Below are 23,225 nucleotides of genomic sequence, written 5' to 3'. Positions count from 1 at the left end.
CAAAAAATACGCCATCCTCGCACCACTCACACCCCTCTTGAACCGCATCAACACGCTAATTCAACAGGGAATTGATGACCACGCCCTCATGGCCCGCGGCGAGCGCATCGCGGGACACCCGCTCAGCAACGTCCGCATCCGCCGTGATCACCCCCGGGATCCGGTGCGCCGGGGCGATGCGCTCAAGGACGCCGATCCGCGTGGCGAGCGGCTCATCGAGGAGGTCGCGCCCGTCGATATGCAGCACGTCGAAGAACCACGGGTGCAACACCGCGGCGCGCGCCGCATCCGCCCCGAACCTCGCCATGGTCTCCTGGAACGGCCGCGGGCCGCCGTCCTCGTCGAGGGTGAGGGTCTCGCCGTCGAGGATCACCTCACGGACCGGCAGTGCGCGCACTACCTCCACTACTTCGGGCAGCCGGTGGGTCACTTCAGCCAGGGTGCGTGTATAGATGCGCACATCGTCGCCGAGCCGATGCACCTGGATGCGGGCGCCGTCGAGCTTGTATTCCACGGACGCCTCCCCTGTTGCCTCCAGGGCTTCGCTGGCGCTGGCCGCAGTGGAGGCGAGCATGGGCTGCACCGGACGCCCGACGACGAGGCCGACGGCGTCAAGCTGGGCTGCTGTGCCCGTCATGGCCAGCAGGGCGGTCTGGCCGAGATCGCCGGAGAGCATCGCCGCGCGGCGTACGGCCTCCACGGGCCGGTCCGCGGCGCGGGCAACGGCGTCCGTCAGCACGCCCTCAAGTGCCCCAGTACGCAACTCACCGAGCAGCACGCCCGCAATGAAGGACTGCTCACGCTCGGTGGCTGCCGCCGTAAGGGTCCGGAGGATCGCGGCGCGTTCCGCCGCGGATCCGGCGCCTGCGATGAGGAGCAACCGGTCCAGTGCCGTATCGACGTCGGCAACGGTCAGGCTCGGCTCGGCGGCCGGCTCCCCCATGGCCGCCGACATGCCGCGCCAGCCGATCCCCACGCGGCCCTGCCGTGGCTTGGCGATCAGCAACCCAACGGCCGGCGCGATGTCCACGGGCCCAAGGCGGCGCAGCAGGCCAGCCAGTGCGTCGATCTTTGCGAGCCGGGAGCGGGTAGACGCGACGGCATCCGAGGTCCTCACGAGCTCGTCGAGCAGCATGGCACCAGTCTGCCACGCCGTCCGATAACGGGCACACGTGTAACTGTCGATGCTGGACAGGGCCGGGACCGCAGTTCCAGACTGGACGCATGGGAATCATCGTCGCGAACCTGTTCATCACCCTCGACGGCGTCTACCAGGGCCCCGGCGGCCGGGAGGAGGACACCGAGGGCGACTTCGCCTTCGGCGGCTGGCAGGCACCAGTGTCCGACGACGAGGCAGGCGCGGCCATCGGCGCCGAGATCGAACGCATCGACGCCCTGCTCCTGGGCCGGAAGACCTACGATATCTTCGCCGCCTACTGGCCCCACCAGTCCGACGACATTGGTGGCACCCTCAACAGCGTGCCCAAGTTCGTCGTTTCCAACAGCCTGACTGATCCGGCCTGGTCTGGCACCACGGTGCTGCCGAATGCCACCACTGCGGGCCGCCTCCGCGAGGAGTACGACCAAGTCCATATGTTCGGCAGCGGTGTCCTCATCCGTTCACTCCTCGCCGCGGACGTCCTGGACCGCCTCCACCTGTGGCTGTATCCGGTCACTTTGGGGCAAGGCAAGCGCCTCTTTGACGCCGGAACCATTCCCGCGACCTTCCGCCTCGCCGAGCCGGCGCGCAGCTTCCCGAAGGGGGCGGTGTCGCTGGTGTACGAGCGCGCGGGCGACGTCGAGACCCAGGAGATGGGCGCATAGTGCCGTAACCGGCCCAACCATGCACAACGGCACAAAAAACCGGCCCAGCAGATGCTGGACCGGTTTTTTGTGCAATGACGTACTGCGGTGGCCCTGGGCCCACGTCGTCCGTGGGCCCACACCGGCGAGGGCCCCAAGTCGAGCGAAGCGAGACTTGGGAGCCGGTGGGGACTAGTGGCTGTGGCCTGCGTGCTCGTCTTCTTCAGCGGGCTTCTCCACCACGAGGGTTTCGGTGGTGAGGACCAGCGCGGCGATGGACGCCGCGTTGCGCAGTGCTGCACGGGTGACCTTGACGGGGTCGATGACACCGGCGCCGATCAGGTCCTCGTACACGCCGGACTTGGCGTTGAAACCGTTGTTTGTCTCAAGCTCTGCAACCTTGGCCGTGACAACGTAGCCGTCGAACCCGGCGTTCTGGGCGATCCAGCGCAGCGGCTGGACCAGGGCGCGGCGGACGATGCCCACAGCAGCAGCGGCGTCGCCCTCGAGGGCCTTGACTGCAGGGTCCTCGTCGAGTGCCTTGAGCGCGTGGATCAGCGCGGAACCGCCGCCGGCGACGATGCCTTCTTCGAGGGCAGCGCGCGTGGAGGACACTGCATCTTCGATGCGGTGCTTCTTTTCCTTCAGCTCAACCTCGGTGGCTGCGCCAACCTTGATCACGCCGATGCCGCCGGCCAGCTTGGCCAGGCGTTCCTGGAGCTTTTCCTTGTCCCAGTCGGAGTCGGTGCGGGTCAGTTCGGCGCGCAGCTGGGAAACCCGGGCTGCGACGTCTTCTGCGGAACCGGCACCGTCAACGATGGTGGTGTTGTCCTTGGTCACCGTGATGCGGCGGGCGGTACCCAGCACCTCGAGGCCAACGGTATCCAGGCTGAGGCCCAGTTCCGGGGAGACAACCTGCGCACCGGTGAGGGTGGCGATGTCCTGCAGCATGGCCTTGCGGCGGTCGCCGAAGCCCGGAGCCTTGACGGCAACCACGTTCAGGGTGCCGCGGATACGGTTGACGATCAGCGTGGAGAGTGCTTCGCCTTCAACGTCTTCGGCAATGATGAACAGCGGCTTGGAGCTCTGCAGTGCCTTCTCCAGCAGCGGCAGGAAGTCCTGGACCGAGGAGATCTTGCCCTGGTTGATCAGGATGAGGGCGTCTTCGAGGACGGCTTCCTGACGTTCTGCGTCGGTGACGAAGTACGGGGACAGGTAGCCCTTGTCGAACTGCATGCCCTCGGTGAGGACCAGTTCGGTCTGCGTGGTGGAGGACTCTTCGATGGTGATGACACCATCCTTGCCAACCTTGCCGAAGGCTTCGGCGAGGAGCTCGCCGATTTCGTCGCTCTGGGCCGAGATGGCTGCAACGTTGGCAACCTGGGTGCCTTCAACCGGGCGGGCGTTCTCGAGCAAGCGGGCTGCAACGGCTTCGACGGAAACCTCGATACCGCGCTTGATCTGGCCAGGAGCAGCGCCGGCAGCAACGTTGCGCAGGCCTTCCTTGACCAGGGCCTGGGCCAGCACCGTTGCGGTGGTGGTGCCGTCGCCGGCAACATCGTTGGTCTTGGTGGCTACTTCCTTGGCCAGCTGGGCGCCAAGGTTCTCGTACGGGTCATCCAGCTCAACTTCGCGGGCAATGGTGACGCCGTCGTTGGTGATGGTGGGTGCTCCCCACTTTTTGTCGAGGACAACGTTGCGGCCACGGGGGCCGAGCGTCACCTTGACAGTGTTGGCGAGCTTGTCGATGCCGGCTTCAAGAGACCGGCGCGCAGCGTCGTTAAACGCAAGCTGCTTTGCCATGGTTGTGTCCTTTCAAGACAGAACCCCGCGCAGCTGACCAGCGGAATGCATGGTCAGCGGCACGGGGATCCAAAGAGTTACTTTACGACGATCGCCAGGACGTCGCGGGCGGACAGCACGAGGTACTCGGTGCCGCTGTGCTTGACTTCGGTTCCGCCGTACTTCGAGTAGATAACGACGTCGCCTTCAGCAACGTCCAGGGGAACGCGGTTGCCGTTGTCGTCAAAGCGGCCGGGGCCTACTGCAACAACTTCGCCTTCCTGCGGCTTCTCCTGTGCGGAGTCCGGGATGACCAGGCCGGAAGCCGTGGTCTGCTCGGCTTCGAGCGGGCGGACAACAATACGATCCTCAAGAGGCTTAATAGAGACCGACACTCGGACCTCTCCTTTTCGTCAGCAAATTCATGGACTGGAGAGCTGGGGCGCCGTGGCTGGCAAACCGTCGTCGCGGTGCCGGCAGCAGCCTGGCTGGCAGCTCTTCATGTGTTAGCACCCTCCTAGGGAGAGTGCTAATGACGACTCTATGTAAGGGGTTAGCACTCGGTCAAGGCGAGTGCCAGAATTTTGCCTCGGGTGAACAAGATCAGCGGCCTGCGAGGTCGTCGAAATCAACGTCCTCATCGCCTTCGTTGCCCTCATCACGGCCGTTGCCCCGCCGAAGATACAGGACGACGGCGCCGGCTACTGCGGCCAGCAGGGATATCACCAGGAGGATAACGCCGCCGAGCCGGGCCGCGGAGTACAGGTCCCTGATCTCGCGTGCCTCGTCCGTCGCGTCCTGGATATCCTTGCCGCCAACGGAGTACACGGTGGCGTTGAAGGTGTCCAGGAACAAGATGATCACCAGCAGGGCGGTGCAGACAATCGCCACGGCAACCCCGGCAATCAGTGCGGGACGGGCGAACTTCACCAGGCCTGGGGTGTTCGGATGTGGCTGTTCGGACGGCTGTAGGCCTGCGCTGTCTTCCATGCCTTCAACCCTATCGGCATCTCACCGTGGCGCTCCTCCACTACTCTTGAACGCATGGCTCAAGCACCGCAGGACCAGATCGCACCACTGCTCACGAGCGAAGGCTGGGACCTGCTGGCGTCCCTTGGCCCCTACCGCGAAGACACCTCATTCGAGCTGAATTCAACGCTTCGCAAGGCTGGCCACTCGCCCGCCCTGGTATCCGCGGTCCTCACGCAGTCCCGGCTGCGCACGAAGGCGGAACTGAAGTTCGGCGAGTTCGCCCGGAGCATGCTCTTCACTCAGGCCGGGCTGGAGCAGGCCACCCGGCTGAACGTCGCTGCCCGGCACGCCGAGCGTTTCGCCCACGCCGGCATCAGCCATGTGGCTGACCTCGGCTGCGGGCTCGCAGCCGACTCCTTGGCGCTGGCCTCGATGGACATCACCGTCACCGCCGTCGAAATGGACGAGACCACGGCCGCCTGCGCCACGGTGAACCTCATCCCGTTCCCCAACGCCACCGTGGTGCACTCCGATGCGACGTCCGTGCCGCTGGACGGGATCGACGGCGTCTGGCTGGATCCGGCCCGCCGCGTCACCTCCACGTCCGGAACCACACGGATCTGGGATCCGGAAGCTTTCTCACCGCCGCTGTCCTTTGTGGAGTCGCTTGCCGCGTCAGGCCGTGCGGTCGGGGTCAAAATGGGCCCCGGGATGCCCCACGAATCCGTGCCGGCGGACTGCGAGGCCCAGTGGGTCTCGGTGGGCGGCGACGTCACTGAGGTGACGCTGTGGTTCAACGCGGTGCGCAGGCCAGGCATCCGACGGGCCGCACTGCTCCTGGGTCCCCAGGGTGCCGCCGAAATCACCAGCGCCGAAGATTTCGGCGCTGGTCCCGCGGCACCGGTGGGCCCGGTGGAGGGCTACCTGTACGAGCCCGACGGCGCGGTGATCCGCGCAGGGCTGGTGGCGGACGTCGCCCTTGAACTGGGCGGGCACCTGGTGGACGAGCACATCGCCTACATTTGCGCTCCTGACCTGGTGGACACGCCGTTCGCGCGGGCCTACAAGGTTATGGAGGTCATGCCGTACAACGTCAAGGCACTCAAGGCCTGGGTCAAGGACAACGGCATCGGCGTGCTCGACATCAAAAAGCGCGGCACGTCAGTCACCCCGGAGGAACTGCGGAAGCAGCTATTTGCCGCAGGTAAGGGCGGCAAGAACAGCAAGAAGGCCGGAAACAAAACAGCCACCCTGGTCCTGACCCGCATCGGGGAGGACCGGGTGGCCATCGTGGTGGAACCGGCCTGAGAGCTACTGGGCGCGAGTGAATTCCTCCGCGGCCCTGACCTGCTCGTCGGCGGGCCGGACGCCGGTGTAAAGCACAAACTGCTCCAGTGCCTGGATGGTTGCTACTTCGGCCCCGGTGATCACTGGCTTTCCTGCGGCGCGCGCCGCCCTGATCAGCGGCGTCTCAGCGGGGAGTGCCACGACGTCGAACACCACTTTGGCTGCCGCGATCGTGCCTTCGGGGAAGGACAGGGAGTCCGCATCCGGACCGCCTTGCATACCTCCCGCCATACCAATAGGCGTGACATTGATGATCAGGTCCGCCGTGCCGCCGTCGAGCGCTGCGCGCCAACGGAACCCGTAGAGGTCGGCGAGGGCCCGCCCGGCGTCCTCGTTGCGCGCAATCACGGTGACGTCGGTGAAGCCGGCGTCGCGGAGGGCCGCCACGGTGGCCTTCGCCATGCCGCCGGCACCCTGGACCAGGACTGAGTAGCCCACGGGAACCGCGTGCGACCTAAGCAGCTGTTCAATGGCCGTGTAGTCCGTGTTGTAGGCCTTGAGGTGCCCGTCCGTGTTCACGATGGTGTTCACCGAATCGATGGCCTTGGCCGAAGGGTCCATCTCGTCCACGAGCGCGATCACGTCCTCCTTGTACGGCATGGAAACCGCACAGCCGCGGATCCCCAGTCCCCGGACGCCCGCAATGGCCTGGGCGAGGTCCGTCGGAGCGAAGGCCTTGTAGATCCAGTTCAGGCCCAGCTGGTCGTAGAGGTAGTTGTGGAAGCGGGTCCCGTTGTTGCTGGGCCGCGCCGACAGCGAGATGCAGAGGGTCATGTCTTTATTAAGAATGGGCACCGGTCCATTAAACGTGATTCAACCCAACTAAGTAGCAGCAGATGTCGTTATGAGGGTCCAAAACGACATCTGCTGCTACCCAGTTGGGTTAGGGGGGGCAGCCGGTGCCGGCCGGGAAGCTTCCGACGGCGGCGGGCAGCTTCCCCCGGGCCGTCGCCTTGCCTGCCAGCACGGCCGCCAGTGCGTCGAAGGCACCAGCGCTGCGTCCGTACAAGGCAACCTTGACCGGAGCCGCGGAGTCCTGCAGCGGCCAGGGCGCGTCGAGCGACACTGCGATGTCACCACCGGCAGGAGCACCGCCATAGCCGATGAGGCTGACTACAGGCCCCCCGCCAATAGCCAGCCCGGCCCTCGCAGCAGCGGCCTCGAACCGGGCCCTGTCCTGGGGCGAGCCACCGGACACCTGGACAGCGCCGGGCACCAGCGGCCCGCTGCAGGGTCCGGCCACCACTGTCACAGCGGCGGCGGAAACCCTGGCGGAGAGGTCCTGACCGCTTCCGGGGGGCGTCCCAGGGAAGGATGCAGGGGTCCTGCCACGCCAGACCATCATGGTCACGACCCGTTGCGCGGCTTCGTCCAAGCGTGCCGGCGACAGACGCCCGCCGGCCACGGCGCCCACGATGGACGCGTGGGCCTGTCCAACGTCCGTGGGCATCAGCAGCAGGTCGGCCCCGGCGGCGAGCGCAGCCACGGCAGCGGAGCCGTCCGGAAACTGCTTCTGGACAGCACCCATATTGAGGGCGTCCGTTACTGCTACGCCCTTGAAGCCCATGCCCCGGAGCGCGGCGTAGGTGTGCGCGGACAACGACGCCGGCACGCCAGGTTCCAGCGCAGGTACGGCGATGTGCCCCGTCATGACCATGGGCACACCGGCGGCGACGGCGGCCCGGAAGGGCTTCCAGTCGCGGGCTTCGAGGTCGGCAACAGTGGCTGGCTGCACCGGCAGGTCCTGGTGCGAGTCCACGGTCACCGAGCCGTGACCGGGGAAATGCTTCACTGTTGGGAGGACACCTGCCTCCTGCATCCCTTGGGAGAAAGCCACGCCCAGTGCCCCGGCCGTATCTGGGTTCCCTGACATGGACCGCGCACCGATGGTGGGATCCGCGGGGCCGATCGTGACGTCCGTGTCCGGTGCGAAGTCCACGTTGAAGCCCAGCGGCGCGAGTTCGGACGCCACCGCACGGCCGGCGTCCTTCGTGAGCGCAGCGTCCCCGCCCGCACCATAGCTCATGGGCGCCGGCCATTCAGTCAGGGGCGCACCGAGCCGGGACACCACGCCGCCCTCCTGGTCCACGCCAATGAGGCCGGGCCACGTCCGGCCGTCCGCGCGGGCTGCGGCAGCCAGGCGTGCGGTGGTGGCTGCCATGGCCGCCGGATCTACCTGCTTCTGCGCATCCACGGGAACGTTGTCCCCCATGATGATCGAGCCCGCCAGGTGCAGGCGCTCGATGGTGGCGGCGTGGGCTGTAGCGTCCGCGCCGGTGAAGAAGGGCATCAGGACCTGGCCGGCTTTCTGTTCCACCGTCATGGCGGCCACCGCCGCCGCGGCCGCATCCTTGTCGCGCTGCAGCGGACCCCAGCCGAGAGGCCTGGCCCCGGGATCAGGTGAGGCAGAGGGCGACGGCGGTGCCGGCGTCGTCGTTGGTTTGGCTGCAGACGGCGGCGGGCTGGGAGTGGAGGACTGGGAGGAAGGGGTGGGCGCCGGAGTGGGGACGCCCGTACAGGCGGCCAGGGTGGCCACTGCTGCCAAAATGAGGGTGGTTTTGTGAAAACTGTCACGGGTCCGCGGGAACAAGGCCATCAATACGATGCTACCCCTGCACTAGACTTGAACCACCCGTTCGCCCGTCCGGCCGCCGCCTGCCAGGGCAGTCCGCCGGGGCGGCGTGCGCCAGGGACAACCGAACAGTTAGGGGAACGCATGAAGATTGATTTCGCTTCATCGAGGCAATCAACTCTTGGTGTGGAATGGGAGCTGGCGCTCGTGGACGGCCAGACCGGGGAGCTCGCCTCCGTGGCCAACGAAGTACTCCGTGGCGTCGCCGCCAAACACCCGGAACTGAACGAGGACGACGAACACCCCCACATCAAGCAGGAACTGCTGCTGAACACAGTGGAGCTTGTCACCGGCATCTGCGAGACGGCCGGCGAAGCCAAGGAAGATCTCAGCAGGTCCCTGGCCGCGGTCCGCGAAATCACCGACCCCATGGGCGTGGAAGTCTTCTGTGCCGGGAGCCACCCCTTCAGCCCGCCCCAGCTGCAGCCCGTGACCGACAAAGCCCGGTACGCCAAGCTGATCGACCGTACCCAATGGTGGGGCCGGCAGATGGTCATTTATGGTGTGCACGTCCATGTGGGCCTTGACCGGCGCGAGAAGGCCCTTCCGGTGCTGGACGGCCTGGTCAACTATTTCCCGCACTTCCAGGCACTGTCTGCGTCGAGCCCGTTCTGGGGCGGCGAGGACACCGGCTATGCCTCACAGCGGGCGCTGATGTTCCAGCAGCTGCCCACCGCGGGGCTGCCGTTCCAGTTCGCCACCTGGGATGAATACGAGTCCTACGTCCAGGACATGTTCACCACGGGCGTGATCGACACCCTGTCCGAAATCCGCTGGGACATCCGTCCGGTTCCCAACCTGGGCACCATCGAAATGCGCATCTGCGACGGCCTGGCCACGCTGGAGGAAGTGGGCGCAATTGCCGCCCTCACACAGTGCCTGGTGGACGAGTTCTCCACCACTCTGGACAACGGCGGAACCATCCCCACCATGCCGCCGTGGCACGTCCAGGAAAACAAATGGCGTGCCGCCCGCTACGGCATGGAGGCCATCATCATCCTCGACGCCAAGGGCAGGGAGCAGTTGGTCACGGACCATCTGCTGGAGACCCTGAACCGGCTGGAGCCCGTGGCAGCCAAGCTCGGCTGTCCGGACGAGCTCGCCGACGTCGAGAAAATCATCAGCCGCGGCGCCGGCTACCAGCGCCAGCGCCGTGTGGCCTCCGAGAACGGCGGGAACCTGCAGGCCGTGGTGCTGGACCTGGTCAAACAGATGCGTAACGGCCCCACGGCCTGACCGCTGCGCGAGCTCTCTTAGCGTTGCTCTATCACTTGTGGTCCCTAAACCCTCGGTTTAGGGACCACAAGTGATAGAGCAACCGGGGAAATTCAGGCGGGAAGCGAAACCGCGGTGACCGGCATCGAGGAGTCCGGCGCGAAGCGGATCCCGCTGGGCGCCACTCCGGCCATGACCAGCTGTGCACCCAGGGCTGCGACCATGGCACCGTTGTCCGTGCAGAGGTCCAACGGCGGGACGTGCAGCTTGATCCCGGCGGACGCGCAGCGCTGGCCGGTCAGCTCGCGCAGCCTGGAATTGGCGGCGACGCCGCCGCCGAGCAGGACGTCCTTGATTCCGTTCTCCCGGCAGGCCAGCACGGCCTTTGAAGTGATCACGTCCACCACGGCTTCCTGGAAGGCAGCCGCGATGTCTGCCACCGGAACGTCTTCCCCGCGGGCTTCGAACTGCTCCACGCACCGGGCCACCGCGGTTTTGAGGCCGCTGAAGGACCAGTCATAGCGGTGCGGACCCGGTTCGTCGGCAGAGCCCATGTACTTGGACTGGGTGAGGCCGCGCGGGAAGCGGATGGCCTTGGCGTTGCCGGTCCTGGCCAGCTTGTCGATGGCGGGACCGCCCGGATAGCCGAGGCCCAGGATGCGGGCCACTTTGTCGTAGGCTTCGCCGGCGGCGTCGTCGATCGTGGAGCCCAGTAGCTGGACGTCGTCGGTGATGCTGTTGATTTTGAGGATCTCGGTGTGGCCGCCGGACACCAGGAGGGCGCCGAGGTTCTCCGGCAGCCGTGGGGCGCTGCCTGGCTGGCCGTCGAGCAGGCCCACGCCCACGTGGGCCACCAGATGGTTGATCGCGTATAGCGGCTTACCGGTGGCCACGGCCAGGGCCTTGGCCGCGCAGACGCCCACCATGAGGGCGCCTGCCAGTCCGGGTCCCGACGTGACCGCGATGGCATCCACGTCCTCCAGTTCCACACCGGCGTCGCCCAGGGCCTGCCGCAGCGTGGGCACGAAGGCATCCAGGTGTGCCCGGGAGGCAATCTCGGGGATCACTCCGCCGAAGCGCACGTGTTCGTCCATTGAGGAGGAAACCGTATTCGTCAGCAGCGTCGTCCCGCGGACAATTCCCACTCCGGTCTCGTCGCAGGAGGATTCGATGCCCAGCACCAGGGGCTGCGAGCGGTTCATGGCTGGTCTGCTTCCGTTGTGGTGGGTTCGTCCGGTGTCAGCTGGAGCCGCATGATCAGGGCGTCCACGCCGTCGCGGTAGTACCCGCGGCGCACATGGATCTGCTCAAACCCGAAGCGCAGGTACAGCTGCTGGGCCCGGGGGTTGTCCGCGCGGACCTCAAGCAGGACGTCCTGGGCGCCGCGCCCTGCTGCTTCCTCGATCAGCCGGGTCAGCAGGGCCGAGCCGATCCCCCGCCCCTCGAATTCAGGGACGACGGCGATGGTCTGGACGTCCGCGATGGGCTCGATGCACATCAGGCCGGCGTAGCCCACGATCCCGGAAGCCGCTTCGGCCACCAGATACCGGCGCGTGTCCGTCTGCGACAGCTCGTCGAAGAACATGTGGAGGGGCCACGCATCTGCGGGGAACAGCCGCTGTTCCAGGGCGTTGACCGTGGGCACGTCCTCCAGCGTCATGTCGCGCAGGACCACCCCGTCAACTCCGGGCACGGCCGGGGTGCTCACAGCGCCCGCTTCCGCGGCCCGGGCACCTGCGCATCGGATTCGCGGAGGTACAGGGGCGTTGAGTCAGGCAGCTCACCGCCAGCGGCGAGCCGCGCCAGCGCGAACTGGCCAAGGTACAGGGCATCGGGCTGTTCGGCGCTGAAGGCAGCGTTGGCCTTCAGTACGTCGGAGTACAGCCCTGCCCCGGCGCCGTAGGCGGGCAGGTCGGGGAGGTCCGCGGCGAAGCCCACGTGCGGGCCGTCCTCCAGCTGAGGCAGCTGGCCGTCCTGCAGGCTGTAGCGCGCCCAGTAGACCTCTTTCCGGCGTGCGTCCGTTACCACTAGGAATTCGCGCACCGCGTCAGTGGATTCGGCGACTTCCAAGGCAACAGCGTCCAGGCTCATCATGCCGTGCAGGGGCTTGTTCCAGACAAACGCCAATGTCCGCGCGGTGGCGATGCCGGACCGCAGGCCGGTGAACGGACCAGGACCCACGCCGGTGACGATGGCATCGACGTCGCTGCCTGAGACCCCTGCCGAGGCGAGCAGTTCATTAATGCCCGGCGCGAGCACCTCGGCGTGGCTCCTGGTGTCCTCGGTGGCGAAGCTGGCCACAACGCCCTCCAGCGCGTCATCGGACACCAGTGCGGCGCTGGCAACGGCGGATGTGTCGATGGCAAGAATAAGCATCAGGATGTCCCTTCGATGATTTCGCCGAGGACAGACCTTGACGCCCAGCGCGGACCGAAGCCGCGCATCACGATAGTGCGGGGCTCGTCATCGTCGTCGGTGTCAAAGTCCAGGACGTCGGGTTCACCCTCATGGGCTCCAGCCATAGCATGCGGTTGCGTTGGCGGCACACCGATAGCGCGGTGCAGGTCAATTTCGAGGCGGCTTTCGCTCAGGTGTTCCACCCGGCCGCGGCCCCATTCCACCACTGTCACGGCCGAATCCATGGTGTTTTCCAGGTCGATGTCGTCAATCTCCGACGCCGAGCCCAACCGGTATGCGTCCACGTGCACCAGGTCCGGGCCGCCGGGACGGGGACCGTCGGTCAGGTTGGGGTGGATCCGCACCAGTACAAAAGTGGGCGAGATGACGCCTGACCGTACGCCCAGCCCCTCCCCCAGGCCTTGGGTGAAGGTGGTCTTCCCGGCCCCCAGTTCGCCGGTCAGCACCAACAGGTCCCCGGCGTCCAGCACCGACGCCAAAGCCGCGCCGAGCTCATGCGTCTGGTCCGCCGTCGACACGCTGACGGTCCACTCCCAGTTGGCGCCGGGTTCCGGGCTGGCGCCGGCAGCAGGAAGGCTCATGGCGTGGGCTGCTTCGCGGAGACAGGCACGGCGGACTCGTTGATGAACTGGCGCGGAACCCGCGGGCTGATCCGGGTCACGATCTCATAGTTGTTGGTTCCGGCGGCGCGCGCCCAGTCATCTGCGGTAGGCCCGCCGTCGGAGCCGCTGCCAAAGATTTGTGCCTCGGCACCCAACATCCCGGCACCGGCCGGTCCCGCGTCGCCGAGGTCGAGCACCATCTGGTCCATGGCGATCCGGCCCACCACCGGATAGGTATGCCCAGCCACCCGGACTGGACCGCCCGTGGCTACGCGAGGTATGCCGTCCGCGTAGCCGACGGGGATCAGGGCCAGGGTGCTGGGGCTGGTGGTGTGGTAGCGCAGTCCGTAGGAAACCCCCTGTCCCTCCGGCACGTGTTTGCACTGCGACACGAGGGTCCGCAGTGTCATGGCCGGGCGGAGGCCCAGTTCGGCGGACGTCTGGCCTTCGAACGGGGAGAGGCCGTAGATGCCCAGGCCCACGCGGACGAGATCGAAGTGGGTGTCCGGCCGGGACAGCGTGGCCGGGGTGTTCGCAAGGTGGCGGACTTCCGGGTCCACGCCCGCATCCTCGGCCACGGCCAGCACCTCACGGAAGGCAGCGAGCTGGTGGTCCGTCTCGGGCCGTTCAGGCTCATCGGCGACGGAGAGGTGCGAGAAAATGCCCACTACCCGAAGGAGTCCTTGGTCCTGGTATTCGAGGGCCTCGCCCACCAGGTGGTCCCAGCCGTCCAGCGTGACGCCGTTCCGGCCCAAGCCCGTGTCCACCTTGAGGTGGATCCGGGCTGGGCGTTCCTGTTCGCGCGCGGCGGCAACAATCCTGTCCAGCTCCCAGCCGGAGCATCCGATGTCGATCCCGGCCGCCACTGCCGCGCCGAAGTTGCTTTCGGTGGTGTGGAGCCAGGCCAGCATCGGCGCATCGATGCCCGCGGTCCGGAGTGCGAGGGCTTCGGAGATGTGGGCGACGCCCAGCCATGAGGCCCCTGCTTCAAGGGCGGCACGGGCCACGGGAACCGCGCCGTGCCCGTACGCGTCGGCCTTCACCACCGCCATGACCTTCGCGGGCGACGCCGCGTCGGCGAGCCTGCGGACATTGTGGCGGATGGCGTCCAGGTCGATGATGGCGGAGCGTTCGTAGAGCGGATCCGCTCCTGGGGCTGCGCTGAAGTCACCGGTTGCTACGGGGTAAGTCACCTTAGTGATTCTAGTGCGGGCGGCCCAGCCGCATTTCACGGCCGGCTAAACGCTTGTCCCGGGAACCGGTAGCTCAGTGCCCAGGGACCCAGCGTCTCGGTGCCTCAGGCGCCTCAGGCGTCGGAAAGGTGGGCGATCGTGGCGGTGGCCCGGCGCTGGGCGGCCAGTGGAACGTCCCGGACAATCTCTTCGAGGAAGCCGTAGCGGCGGAGCCACTGGCTGCTCTGGCGTTCCCGCCGCGCGTTGGCCCGCTGCCACCAGTCGGCAATGTCCCCCCAGCCCGGAGCAGCCAGGGAGCCGCCCACCTCCTGCACGGCCAGTGACGCGCACAGGTTGGCGAAGCGCAGCCTGTTGCCCAGCGGCCAGCCCGCGAGGCTGCCCACGATGAACGCGGCGTCAAAGCAGTCACCGGCGCCAGTGGGATCGAAGGCCGAGACCGGCAAAGACGGAACCCATTCCTCCTCGCCCGTCTCCGAGTCCACCGCCATCGCCCCCTGCGCGCCCAGCGTCACCACTGCCACCGGCACGCGGTCCGCGAGAGCATAGAGCGCTGCCCAGGGATCATCCTTGCCGGTGAACGCCATGGCTTCGCGCTGGTTGGGCAGGAACGCGTGGAAGTACTGCAGGTTCTCCAGCCGGACCGGCGACCACTTGCCACTGGGGTCCCATCCGACGTCGCCGAAAAGCTTCACTCCGGACTCGTGGGCCGCAACGGCCCAGGGCTCGATTTCGAGGTCAAGTTCGGCGATCCCTGCGAGCGCCGGGGGCGGCGGCCCAATCAGCTCGGACGACGTCACGGGAGCCGGGTGTCCGTGGGTCACGAGCGAGCGGTCCTTTTGGACGCTCAGCGACACCGTGACCGGCGAGTGCCACCCCGGGATGCGCCGGGACAGGCTGAGGTCCACATGTTCCTGCCCGGCCAGGATTTTCCAGTTGTAGTCGCCATAGCCGTCGTCGCCGAACGCTGCCGCCAGGCCCGTTTTCAGGCCCAGCCTCGCCGCTGCGATGGCCTGGTTCGCCACGCCGCCGGGACAACTGCCCATTCCCTCGCTCCAGATCTCCGTTCCCGGTTCCGGCGCGTGGGGCAGTCCGGTAAAAATGATGTCCTGGAATACCGTGCCTGCGAGGATCAGGTCGAACTCACCGTCCGACGGCGAGCGGACGGCGGAGAGCGGGTCGAAGCGGCGGGCGGGGATCGCGTCCATGTCCGGCACGATACGCCCTGCCGCCCGCCAGCGATAGGGGCGGCCCGCCGTCGGGCCTAGACTGCTGGTTATGCGGCTCATGATCGCCGGCGGCGGCGGATTCCGGGTTCCCCTCGTGTACCGGGCGCTGCGCTCTGGCGCCTTCGCGGGGATGGCCGGCGAACTGGTGCTGTACGACGTCGACCCCTCCCGCCTCAGCGCCATCAAGGCAGTGCTCGAATCCATGCCCGCCCCGCCCCCAGGCGTTGAGGACCAGCCGCTTACGGTCCGCACCACCACGTCGCTGCCAGACGCGCTTCGCGGCACGGACATGGTGTTCGCCGCAATCCGGCCCGGCGGGACGGCCGGACGCATCGCAGATGAGCGTGTAGCGAAGGACCTGGGCCTGCTGGGCCAGGAAACCACCGGGGCCGGAGGGATCTCCTACGCCCTGCGCACCATTCCCAGGATGCTGGAACTAGCCCGCCAGATGGGCGAACACTGCCCGGATGCCTGGCTGATCAACTTCACCAATCCAGCCGGGATGGTCACCGAAGCCCTGTTGCCCGTCCTCGGGCCGAAGGCGATCGGCATCTGCGACTCGGCCGGCGCGCTGGTGCACCGTGCCGCGCGCGCCGTCGGAATTCCGCTGCAGGACGGAAGGCTCGACGGCGTGGGCTACTACGGGCTCAACCACCTCGGCTGGCTTTACCGGCTGGAGTCCGGCGGGCGGGACCTACTCCCCGGCCTGTTGTCAGACCCGGCGGCCCTTGGCACCTTCGAAGAGGGCCGGCTGTTCCCGCAGCCGTTCCTTGAGGGACTCGGTGCGCTTCCCAACGAGTACCTCTACTACTACTACCGGCGCGACAGCGCCGTGGCTGCCATGGGGGCCATGCCGCAGACCCGCGGCGAGTCCATCCACACGCAGCAGGCTGAGCTCTATCCACAGCTCGCCGCGGCCGGCGCCCGCGCCTACCGGCTCTGGGACGCCGCCCGCTTGTCGCGGGAGGAGGGTTACCTGGCCGAGGCCCGGATGCAGGGTGAGCAGCGTGCGGAAGAAGATCTCGCCGGCGGCGGCTATGAACGCGTGGCCCTGGCGGTGATGCGCGCTTTGGCGGGCGGCACCGGCGACGCCCAACTGATCCTCAACACCCGCAACACTGTTCCGCCCACGGGGGCAGCCCCTGCCCAACCGGCCATTCCGGGACTGCCGGCGGACGCCGTCGTCGAGGTCCCCTGCACCGTGACGGCCGACGGCGCGGTGCCGCTCCCGCAGTCGGCGCCCCGCCGGGAGCAACTGGGCCTGTTGCACCGGGTCAAGGCGGTGGAACAGCTCACCGTTGGGGCTGCCACGCACGGCGACCGGGCCGCCGCCCTCGACGCCTTCGCCCGGCACCCACTGGTGGACTCAACCCACCTGGCGGGTGAGTTGCTCGCCGGCTATGAGCGGGCGTTCCCGTCGCTGCAGGAACTCTGGCGCTGAGCACCTGTGGCTGCATTCACACACGCCACGTGGCCGCCGGGCTCCTGGCGGGAGGCCGGGCGTTAACGTCAGGAGTAGTGTTTTATCGGATGCATAACTGAGGGCGCGCATGCTGCGCCGGTGCTGGAAGGAGTTGCCGTGGCGCTGATTCGCAGGGTCGCCTTGCTCTCCCTCCACACCTCGCCGATGGAGCAGCCTGGCTCCGGCGATGCGGGCGGGATGAACGTCTACATCCGCGAACTTGCCTCCGCCCTGGCCGAAACCGGCGTGGAGGTGGAAATCTTCACCCGTTCCACCTCGGCCAACCAGCCCGCCGTCGAACATCCCGGTCCCGGGGTCTGCGTCCACAACGTCCTGGCCGGCCCTCCTCATAAGGTGCCCAAGGAGGAGCTTCCAGGCCTCCTGCACAGTATGGTGGCCGAGATCGAGCAGATCCGCCAGCGCCAGCCGCACGGCCGCTATGACGTCCTCCACTCCCACTACTGGGTCTCCGGCATCGCCGGCCTGGAGCTGTCCCAGCTTTGGGGAGTGCCGCTGGTCCACACGATGCACACCATGGCCAAGGTCAAGAACCTGCTCCTCGAATCCGGGGAGCAGCCGGAGCCGCGGCGGCGCGAGGTGGGCGAACACCGGATTGTCGACGGCGCCGCACGCCTGATTGCCAACACCAGCGCGGAGGCCGAGGAACTGGTTTCCCACTACGGTGCCGACTACGACAACATCGATATCGCCCCGCCGGGCGTTGACCTGGGCACGTTCACACCGGCCTTCCGTGCACGGTCGCGCTCTGAGCGGGGCATCCCGGCTGACACCTTCCACCTGCTGTTCGCCGGGCGCATCCAGCGGCTCAAAGGTCCGCAGATCCTGGTCAAGGCGGCGGCGAAGCTTCGCTCACGGCGCCCCGACATCAAGCTGCGGCTCACCATCCTCGGTGCGCTCAGCGGCAACAAGGACTTCAATCTGCGCCACTTGGTCTCGGATGCCGGAATGGACGACGTCGTCACGCACCTTCCCCCGGTGGGTGCACCGGAGTTGGCGGCCTGGTTCCGGGCCGCCGACGTCGTGGTGATGCCCTCGTTCAGCGAATCATTTGGGCTCGTCGCGCTTGAAGCCCAGGCCTGCGGGACGCCGGTGGTGGCCACCCGGGTGGGTGGGCTGTCCCGGGCGATCTTTAATGGGCGGACAGGACTGCTCGTCGATGGCCACCACGCCGAAGACTGGGCCGATGCGCTGGAGGCCCTGTACGACGATCCAGTGACTCGCGAGGACATGGGCCGGGCGGCCGCCATCCGGGCCCAGAACTCGGGATGGCAGCGCACCGCCGCCATCACGCTGGAAAGCTACCATGCCGCCGTCGATAACCACCTGGTAGGCCGCCTGATCCCGGCAGCCCCAGCACCCTGAGGCAGACGCCACCGCGCCCGCCCGAACCGCCTAACGAAGGACAAAGATGTCTGAACGGATTCCGCTCACCGACCTTGAAATCGCGCGCCAGGCGAAGATCAGGCCCATCGGCGAGGTGGCGGCAGCGGCAGGAATCAACGCGGACGCGCTGGAACTGTACGGACGGTACAAGGCCAAGATCGACCCCGCCCGGCTGGACGCTCCTGCCCCGGCCGGCAAAGTGGTGCTTGTCTCCGCGATGTCCCCCACGCCTGCGGGCGAAGGGAAATCGACTACCACGGTGGGCCTAGCCGATTCACTGGCCCGGGCCGGGCACAAGGTTATGATCGCCCTCCGGGAACCCTCGCTCGGACCTATCCTGGGCATGAAAGGCGGCGCGACCGGCGGAGGCTATTCCCAGGTCCTGCCGATGGACGAGATCAACCTGCACTTCACCGGCGACTTCCACGCCGTCACTTCAGCCAACAACGCCCTCATGGCACTCGTGGACAACCACATTTACCAGGGGAACGAGCTGGGCATCGATCCCCGGCGCATGACGTTCAAGCGGGTCCTGGACATGAACGACCGGTCGCTGCGGGAAGTGGTGATCGGGCTCGGCGGGCCCACCCAGGGTGTCCCCAGGCAAGACGGCTTCGACATCACCGTGGCATCGGAGATCATGGCGGTTTTCTGCCTCGCTACGGGCCTGGCTGACCTGCGCCGGCGCCTGGGCCAAATCACCTTCGGTTACACCTACGGACGCGAACCCGTTACCGTGGCGGACCTCGGCGTGCAGGGCGCGCTCACCCTGCTCCTCAAGGAAGCGATCAAACCCAACCTGGTTCAGACCATCGCCGGTACGCCGGCTCTGGTCCACGGCGGCCCATTCGCGAACATCGCACACGGCTGCAACTCGCTGATCGCAACCCAGACGGCCAGGCGGCTGGCGGACATCGTGGTCACCGAGGCGGGCTTCGGCGCCGACTTGGGTGCGGAGAAGTTTATGGACATTAAGGCCCGGAACGCGGGGGTAGCGCCGTCCGCCGTCGTTGTTGTTGCCACCGTCCGGGCACTGAAGATGCACGGCGGCGTAGCCAAGGACCGGCTGACGGAACCCGGCATCGAAGCGCTGCAGGCCGGCGTCGCCAACCTCCGCAGGCACGTGCGCAATGTGGAGAAATTCGGAGTGACGCCGGTGGTGGCCATCAACAAGTTCTCTTCCGACACGGCTGAGGAGCTCGACTGGCTCCTGGAGTGGTGCGCGGCGGAAGGAGTCCAGGCCGCGGTGGCGGACGTCTGGGGACGCGGCGGCGGTGGGGACGGGGGCGACGAACTGGCGGCCAAAGTGGCGGCCGCAGTTGCTGCGCCGAACAGCTTCCACCACTTGTATCCCCTGGACCTGCCGGTGGAGGAGAAAATCAGGACCATCGTCCAGGAAATCTACGGAGCGGACGGCGTGGACTTCTCCGTTCCTGCCCTGAAACGGCTGGCAGATATCGAGAAGAACGGCTGGTCCGGGCTGCCCGTCTGTATGGCCAAGACGCAGTACTCGTTCACCGACGAGGCATCCCGGCTGGGGGCGCCGAAGGGCTTCACCATCCACGTGCGCGACCTGATTCCCAAGACCGGTGCCGGGTTTATCGTGGCCCTCACCGGTGCGGTGATGACGATGCCCGGCCTGCCCGCCGCGCCGGCCGCGATGCGCATGGACGTGGACGACGCCGGCAATCCGGTAGGCCTCTCCTGATCATCAGCTTCCATACCGGTTTGCTCTATCACTCTGAGCCCTTATTTGACCCCTTTGTGTGCCAGAACTGATAGAGCAAGTCGGGCTGTGGATATCTTCTGCGGGCATTCGTGTATTCGGGCAACAATTGTGCTCATGCGCCCGTCCTCACCGCTGCCAGCTTCCCTTTCCTCGGTTCCGTTTACCGTGCATGAGGCACGGGCCGCAAGCCTGAGCCGGGGAAGGCTTCGTTCCTCCGACATTGCCTCCGCCGGGCGACTGCTCTATCTGCCGGCTGGGTGGGACTTTGAAATCAGAGGGCTCGCGAGGGCCTTGTCCGCAGCTACGCCGGGGGCCTGGATCTCGCATGTGACAGCGGCCTGCATCCTGGGACTGTGGCTGCCCACCTGGTTCCGCGACTACCGGGAACTCCATTTGAGCAAACCAAGACAGCTGCCGCCAGTACGGCGAAAGGGCGTGGTTGGCCACACCGTCCTGGCGTTTGATGAAGAGGTCATGGAGCTGGACGGGATTCGAATCTCCACACCGGCCCGGACCTGGCTTGACCTTGCTGGCATCCTGCCCTTGGAGGACCTGGTGGCCGTGGGCGACCAGCTGGTTCGGCAGCCGTTGCTTGGCCTTGAAGACCGTCGCGATCCGTGGTCGACGCTTACGCAACTGCAGGAAATGTTGAAGCGGCACCCAAAACTGAAGGGAATCGTTAAGGCGAGGGAAGCTGCAGAACTCATCCGTTCCGGCTCGGACTCTGCGCCCGAAACCTTCCTTCGGCTGGCCTTGACGGCGGCCGGCCTGCCGGAGCCGGAACTGCAACTGCGTGTTGAGCGTGAGAACCGCTGGTCGCCGGCCGCAGACATGGGGTACCGCGCGCAGCGTATTGCCATCCAGTACGACGGCGGCCATCACCTTACGCGCGAACAGCAGTCCATCGACAATCGCCGGGACGAATCATTCAATGCCGCAGGCTGGCGGTACTTCAAGTTCAACGCCGACGATTTGGCCAACGACTTCCGGGCGGCGGTACGCAAGGTTCGAGCGGCTCTGCACACGCGTTAAACGCCCGTTGCCCTATCAGTTGTGGTTGTTAAACCCCTGGTTTGGGGACCACAAGTGATAGGGCAACGCGAAAGCGTCCGGGGTGGGTTAGCGGTCCAGGTCGCCGCGGATGAAGGCCTCGACCTTTTCACGGGCGAGGTCGTCGTTGAACTGCTCGGGCGGGGACTTCATGAAGTAGCTCGACGCCGACAGCAGAGGGCCGCCGATGCCGCGGTCCAGCCCGATCTTGGCGGCGCGGATGGCGTCGATGATCACGCCGGCTGAGTTAGGTGAGTCCCAGACCTCCAGCTTGTACTCAAGGGACACCGGGGCGTCGCCGAAGTTGCGGCCCTCGAGGCGGACGAAGGCCCACTTGCGGTCATCGAGCCACTGGACGTAGTCGGACGGGCCGATGTGGACGTCCTTGGCAGCCAGCTCGGCTTCGACGTTCGAGGTAACAGCCTGGGTCTTGGAGATCTTCTTGGACTCGAGGCGGTCGCGCTCCAGCATGTTCTTGAAGTCCATGTTGCCGCCCACGTTGAGCTGGTAGGTGCGGTCCAGCGTCACGCCGCGATCTTCGAAGAGCTTGGCCATGACGCGGTGCGTGATGGTGGCACCGATCTGGCTCTTGATGTCATCGCCCACGATCGGCACACCAGCGGCAGTGAACTTGTCAGCCCAGGCCTTGGTGCCGGCGATGAACACGGGAAGCGCGTTGACGAAAGCAACCCCGGCATCGATCGCTGCCTGGGCGTAGAACTCAGCAGCTTCCTGCGACCCAACGGGCAGGTAGCAGACCATGACGTCGGCCTGGGCATCCTTGAGTGCCTGGACAACGTCAACGGGCTCTGCCGGGGACTGTTCAATGGTCTCAAGGTAGTACTTGCCGAGGCCGTCCAGGGTGTGGCCGCGCTGCACGGTCACGCCGGTGGGCGGGACGTCGGCGATCTTGATGGTGTTGTTTTCGCTGGCGAGGATTGCATCCGCGAGGTCAACGCCGACCTTCTTGCCATCCACATCGAAAGCGGCCACGAACTGGACGTCGTTGACGTGGTACTTGCCGAACTCCACGTGCATCAGGCCGGGGATCGTGGCCTCGGGATCGGCGTCACGGTAGTAGTGCACACCCTGGACGAGCGATGCGGCGCAGTTACCCACACCGACGATTGCAACACGAATCGGATTTGAAGACACGGAACTCCTTTGAGGACAAAACTTCAGCCGCCGGACGGTCATTGCCGGACCACGTACGACGGCGGACAGCAGGCAGCGCCATTCGGCGCCTTTTCATAGTACCCAACCGGGCGGGGGCCGGGTTTGTTCCCCGGCCCCCGCCTGTGGTTTCCATCGTGTGCAGAGAGTAAGTGTTACGTCGTCTGCCAGAGGTTGATGTCAGATTCCACAGCGAACTCGTCGATGGCGGCGAGTTCGTCAGTGGTGAACTTCAGGTTGTTGATCGCGGACAGGGTGTCCTCCAGCTGCCTGACGCTGGAGGCGCCAACCAGGGCAGAGGTGACCGGGGTGCCCTTCGGCTGGTCGCGCAGGATCCAGGCGATGGCCATCTGCGCCAGGGACTGGCCACGGCCTTCAGCAATGCCGTGCAGCCCGCGGATCCGGTCCAGCTTCTCGTCAGTGATGGCGTCCTCAGACAGGAAGCGTGCCTTGGCTGCACGGGAATCCGCGGGAATCCCGTTGAGGTACCGGTCCGTGAGCATGCCCTGGGCCAGCGGGGAGAACGCGATGGAACCGGCGCCCACCTCTTCGAGCGCCTCGTACAGGTTCGGCGTGCCGTTCTCCGTCCACCGGTTCAGCATGGAATAGCTGGGCTGGTGGATGAGCAGCGGGGTGCCGAGCTCTTTGAGGATGCGTGCGGCCTCGATGGTCTGCTCGGGCGTGTAGGACGAGATGCCGGCGTAAAGCGCCTTACCCGAGCGGACGGCGTAATCCAGGGCACCCATGGTCTCTTCCATCGGCGTCTCGGGGTCCGGACGGTGGCTGTAGAAGATGTCCACGTAGTCCAGCCCCATCCGCTGCAGCGACTGGTCAAGGCTTGAGATGAGATATTTGCGGGAGCCCCACTCGCCGTACGGGCCCGGCCACATGTAGTAGCCGGCCTTCGTGGAGATGACCAGTTCGTCGCGGTAGGGCTTGAAGTCGTCCGCGAGGTGGCGGCCGAAGTTGGTTTCGGCGGAGCCGTCCGGCGGACCGTAGTTATTGGCGAGGTCGAAGTGGTTCACGCCGAGGTCGAACGCGCGGCGGAGGATGGCCCGCTGTTCATCGAACCGCTTGTCGTCGCCGAAGTTGTGCCAAAGGCCCAGCGAGATTGCGGGGAGCTTCAGTCCGCTGCGGCCGACGCGGCGGTAGGGCATGGATTCATAGCGGTTTTCCGCGGCTGAATAAGTCATACGCTCCATCCTGCCAGCTGTGAC

20 protein-coding genes and 1 pseudogene are annotated in these 23,225 nt (G+C 66.5%); 7 read left to right on the top strand and 14 right to left on the bottom strand.

The features are described from left to right. Positions 1 to 64: 64 nt before the first annotated feature. Positions 65 to 1,135: pseudogene (locus V9L18_RS09575) on the bottom strand (ATP-dependent DNA ligase); the annotation flags it as partial. 89 nt (positions 1,136 to 1,224) lie between these two features. Here V9L18_RS09575 and V9L18_RS09570 point away from each other — a divergent pair. Then, positions 1,225 to 1,824, top strand: a complete 600-nt coding sequence (locus tag V9L18_RS09570; RefSeq protein ID WP_337346931.1) for a dihydrofolate reductase family protein — start codon at positions 1,225 to 1,227, stop codon at positions 1,822 to 1,824. A gap of 171 nt (positions 1,825 to 1,995) precedes the next feature. Here the strand turns inward: V9L18_RS09570 and groL are convergent, their stop codons facing one another. The 3 genes from groL to V9L18_RS09555 all read right to left on the bottom strand — a co-directional run bounded on the left by groL (position 1,996) and on the right by V9L18_RS09555 (position 4,575). Then, positions 1,996 to 3,606: a chaperonin GroEL gene (gene groL / locus V9L18_RS09565; protein WP_337346930.1), complete on the bottom strand. Its 1,611-nt coding sequence runs from the start codon at positions 3,604 to 3,606 to the stop codon at positions 1,996 to 1,998. A 77-nt stretch (positions 3,607 to 3,683) separates the two neighbouring features. Then, on the bottom strand, positions 3,684 to 3,980 hold the full coding sequence (gene groES, locus V9L18_RS09560; RefSeq protein ID WP_050054380.1) for a co-chaperone GroES: 297 nt from the start codon (positions 3,978 to 3,980) through the stop codon (positions 3,684 to 3,686). Between the two features lie 208 nt (positions 3,981 to 4,188). After that, positions 4,189 to 4,575, bottom strand: coding sequence for a hypothetical protein (locus V9L18_RS09555; RefSeq protein ID WP_337346929.1), 387 nt, complete (start codon positions 4,573 to 4,575; stop codon positions 4,189 to 4,191). A 54-nt stretch (positions 4,576 to 4,629) separates the two neighbouring features. On the opposite strand from V9L18_RS09555, the gene V9L18_RS09550 reads away from it, so the two are divergent. Beyond that, positions 4,630 to 5,865, top strand: a complete 1,236-nt coding sequence (locus V9L18_RS09550) for a class I SAM-dependent methyltransferase (protein ID WP_337346928.1) — start codon at positions 4,630 to 4,632, stop codon at positions 5,863 to 5,865. Between the two features lie 3 nt (positions 5,866 to 5,868). Here V9L18_RS09550 and V9L18_RS09545 read toward each other — a convergent pair whose 3' ends face one another. Beyond that, on the bottom strand, positions 5,869 to 6,699 hold the full coding sequence (locus V9L18_RS09545; protein WP_337346927.1) for a shikimate 5-dehydrogenase: 831 nt from the start codon (positions 6,697 to 6,699) through the stop codon (positions 5,869 to 5,871). A gap of 88 nt (positions 6,700 to 6,787) precedes the next feature. After that, on the bottom strand, positions 6,788 to 8,227 hold the full coding sequence (locus V9L18_RS09540) for a glycoside hydrolase family 3 protein (protein ID WP_337346936.1): 1,440 nt from the start codon (positions 8,225 to 8,227) through the stop codon (positions 6,788 to 6,790). A gap of 393 nt (positions 8,228 to 8,620) precedes the next feature. Here V9L18_RS09540 and V9L18_RS09535 point away from each other — a divergent pair, with 393 nt between their 5' ends. Beyond that, positions 8,621 to 9,772: a glutamate--cysteine ligase gene (locus tag V9L18_RS09535; RefSeq protein ID WP_337346926.1), complete on the top strand. Its 1,152-nt coding sequence runs from the start codon at positions 8,621 to 8,623 to the stop codon at positions 9,770 to 9,772. Positions 9,773 to 9,864: 92 nt separating this feature from the next. Here V9L18_RS09535 and tsaD read toward each other — a convergent pair whose 3' ends face one another. The 6 genes from tsaD to V9L18_RS09505 form a co-directional block, all read right to left on the bottom strand. Then, complete coding sequence (gene tsaD, locus V9L18_RS09530; RefSeq protein ID WP_337346925.1) at positions 9,865 to 10,953, bottom strand: tRNA (adenosine(37)-N6)-threonylcarbamoyltransferase complex transferase subunit TsaD; 1,089 nt, start codon at positions 10,951 to 10,953, stop codon at positions 9,865 to 9,867. After that, complete coding sequence (gene rimI, locus V9L18_RS09525) at positions 10,950 to 11,411, bottom strand: ribosomal protein S18-alanine N-acetyltransferase (RefSeq protein ID WP_337346935.1); 462 nt, start codon at positions 11,409 to 11,411, stop codon at positions 10,950 to 10,952. Before rimI ends, tsaD begins: the two co-directional genes overlap by 4 nt. A gap of 44 nt (positions 11,412 to 11,455) precedes the next feature. Then, entirely contained in the window at positions 11,456 to 12,127 is a 672-nt protein-coding gene (gene tsaB, locus V9L18_RS09520) for a tRNA (adenosine(37)-N6)-threonylcarbamoyltransferase complex dimerization subunit type 1 TsaB (RefSeq protein ID WP_337346924.1), read from the bottom strand. Further along, a complete protein-coding gene (gene tsaE, locus V9L18_RS09515) occupies positions 12,127 to 12,750 on the bottom strand; it encodes a tRNA (adenosine(37)-N6)-threonylcarbamoyltransferase complex ATPase subunit type 1 TsaE (protein ID WP_337346923.1) in 624 nt (207 codons plus the stop codon). Before tsaE ends, tsaB begins: the two co-directional genes overlap by 1 nt. After that, on the bottom strand, positions 12,747 to 13,964 hold the full coding sequence (gene alr / locus V9L18_RS09510) for an alanine racemase (protein ID WP_337346922.1): 1,218 nt from the start codon (positions 13,962 to 13,964) through the stop codon (positions 12,747 to 12,749). The genes tsaE and alr overlap by 4 nt, the downstream gene beginning before the upstream one ends. A 113-nt stretch (positions 13,965 to 14,077) precedes the next feature. After that, a complete protein-coding gene (locus tag V9L18_RS09505) occupies positions 14,078 to 15,169 on the bottom strand; it encodes a PfkB family carbohydrate kinase (protein WP_337346921.1) in 1,092 nt (363 codons plus the stop codon). A 70-nt stretch (positions 15,170 to 15,239) separates the two neighbouring features. Here V9L18_RS09505 and V9L18_RS09500 point away from each other — a divergent pair, with 70 nt between their 5' ends. The 4 genes from V9L18_RS09500 (at position 15,240) to V9L18_RS09485 (ending at position 20,817) form a co-directional block, all read left to right on the top strand. Then, the gene (locus V9L18_RS09500) at positions 15,240 to 16,631 is read left to right on the top strand and encodes a family 4 glycosyl hydrolase (RefSeq protein WP_337346920.1); all 1,392 of its coding nucleotides are present in this window, start codon (positions 15,240 to 15,242) and stop codon (positions 16,629 to 16,631) included. 138 nt (positions 16,632 to 16,769) lie between these two features. Further along, positions 16,770 to 18,035 carry a D-inositol-3-phosphate glycosyltransferase gene (mshA, locus tag V9L18_RS09495; RefSeq protein ID WP_337346919.1) on the top strand — a complete coding sequence of 422 codons (1,266 nt, stop codon included), beginning with the start codon at positions 16,770 to 16,772 and terminating at the stop codon, positions 18,033 to 18,035. A gap of 46 nt (positions 18,036 to 18,081) precedes the next feature. Beyond that, positions 18,082 to 19,764, top strand: a complete 1,683-nt coding sequence (locus tag V9L18_RS09490) for a formate--tetrahydrofolate ligase (protein ID WP_337346918.1) — start codon at positions 18,082 to 18,084, stop codon at positions 19,762 to 19,764. A gap of 135 nt (positions 19,765 to 19,899) precedes the next feature. Further along, positions 19,900 to 20,817: a DUF559 domain-containing protein gene (locus tag V9L18_RS09485; RefSeq protein ID WP_337346917.1), complete on the top strand. Its 918-nt coding sequence runs from the start codon at positions 19,900 to 19,902 to the stop codon at positions 20,815 to 20,817. 87 nt (positions 20,818 to 20,904) lie between these two features. Here the strand turns inward: V9L18_RS09485 and V9L18_RS09480 are convergent, their stop codons facing one another. Further along, positions 20,905 to 21,990 carry an inositol-3-phosphate synthase gene (locus tag V9L18_RS09480; protein ID WP_337346916.1) on the bottom strand — a complete coding sequence of 362 codons (1,086 nt, stop codon included), beginning with the start codon at positions 21,988 to 21,990 and terminating at the stop codon, positions 20,905 to 20,907. Between the two features lie 173 nt (positions 21,991 to 22,163). Further along, complete coding sequence (gene mgrA, locus V9L18_RS09475) at positions 22,164 to 23,201, bottom strand: L-glyceraldehyde 3-phosphate reductase (RefSeq protein WP_337346915.1); 1,038 nt, start codon at positions 23,199 to 23,201, stop codon at positions 22,164 to 22,166. Positions 23,202 to 23,225 lie beyond the last annotated feature (24 nt).

Origin of the sequence: Pseudarthrobacter sp. CCNWLW217 (assembly GCF_037203985.1) — a bacterium.
Taxonomy (GTDB): Bacteria; Actinomycetota; Actinomycetes; order Actinomycetales; family Micrococcaceae; genus Arthrobacter.
The sequence above is the reverse complement of the archived record's forward strand: the minus strand, read 5'-3'. Positions and strand labels throughout refer to the sequence as shown.